Source organism: Pseudomonas sp. PSB11, assembly GCF_014596605.1.
Lineage (GTDB): Bacteria > Pseudomonadota > Gammaproteobacteria > Pseudomonadales > Pseudomonadaceae > Aquipseudomonas > Aquipseudomonas umsongensis.
In genome coordinates this window covers 1-1,340 of sequence record NZ_NOIO01000068.1, presented here as the reverse complement: position 1 = coordinate 1,340, position 1,340 = coordinate 1, and the positions used below count along the sequence as shown (strand labels likewise).

Genomic DNA, 1,340 nt, shown 5'->3' with positions numbered 1-1,340 from the left:
TGCTTGAACATCACATGCCGCACGACGGTGTAATCCTCCAGCCCATACATCGACATGTCCTTGCCATACCCCGACAACTTCTGCCCGCCATGGGGCATTTCGCTGACCAGCATGAAGTGCGTGTTGACCCAGGTGCAGCCGTACTGCAAGCGCGCCGACAGGCGATGGGCGCGGCCGACGTCGGCGGTCCACACCGAGGACGCCAGGCCGTAGTCCGAATCGTTGGCCCAGCCCAGCACCTGTGCTTCATCGCTGAACTTGGTCACCGACACCACCGGGCCGAACACTTCGCGACGCACGATTTCGTCGTCCTGGTGGGCGTCGGCCAGCACCGTCGGTTCGAAGAAGAAACCGTTGCCTTCCACTGCCTTGCCACCGGTGACCAGGCGGATGTGCGGCTGTGCCACGGCGCGCTCGACGAAACCGGCGACGCGGTCGCGGTGTTGCGCGGTGATCAGCGGGCCGAGTTCGGTCGATGGATCGTCCTGCAAACCGTACTTGATGCTGCTCACGGCGGCGCCGAGCTTCTCGACGAATTTCTCGTAGATGCCTGCCTGGGCATAGATGCGGCAGGCGGCGGTGCAGTCTTGCCCGGCATTGTAGAAACCGAAGGTGCGAATGCCGTCGACCGCGGCGTCGATGTCGGCGTCGTCGAAGATGATCACCGGGGCCTTGCCGCCCAGTTCCATGTGCATGCGCTTGACGCTGTCGGCGGTGCTGGAAATGATGTTCGCGCCAGTGGCGATGGAACCGGTCAGCGACACCATGCGCACTTTCGGGTGGGTGACCAGCGGGCTGCCGACGGTGGGGCCGCGGCCGAAGACCAGGTTGAGCACGCCGGCCGGGAAAATCTCCGCCGCCAGTTGCGCCAGGCGCAATGCGGTCAACGGCGTCTGTTCCGAGGGCTTGAGCACCACGGTATTGCCGGCGGCCAGGGCCGGGGCGATTTTCCAGGCGACCATCATCAGCGGGTAGTTCCACGGCGCGATGGAGGCGATCACCCCGACCGGGTCGCGGCGGATCATCGAGGTGTGGCCGGGCAGGTATTCGCCGCCGGCCGAGCCGCTCATGCAACGGCTGGCGCCGGCGAAGAAACGGAACACGTCGGCAATCGCCGGGATCTCGTCGTTGAGCGCGGCGCTGTAGGGCTTGCCGCAGTTGTCCGATTCGAGCTTGGCCAGCTCTTCGCCGTGGGCCTCGATGGCGTCGGCGAGTTTGAGCAGCAGCAGCGAACGTTCCTTGGGCGGGGTCTGCGACCAGCTGTCGAAGGCGGCATCGGCGGCGCGTACGGCGGCATCGACCTGGGCCTCGCTGGCCTCGTTGATTTCCACCAGCACGCG

The 1,340-nt window shown here is 65.7% G+C and carries 1 protein-coding gene; it reads right to left on the bottom strand.

The window, feature by feature from the left end:
* On the bottom strand, window positions 1-1,340 hold a 1,340-nt coding region (locus CGA21_RS29685), incomplete at both ends, for a gamma-aminobutyraldehyde dehydrogenase (RefSeq protein WP_110755355.1).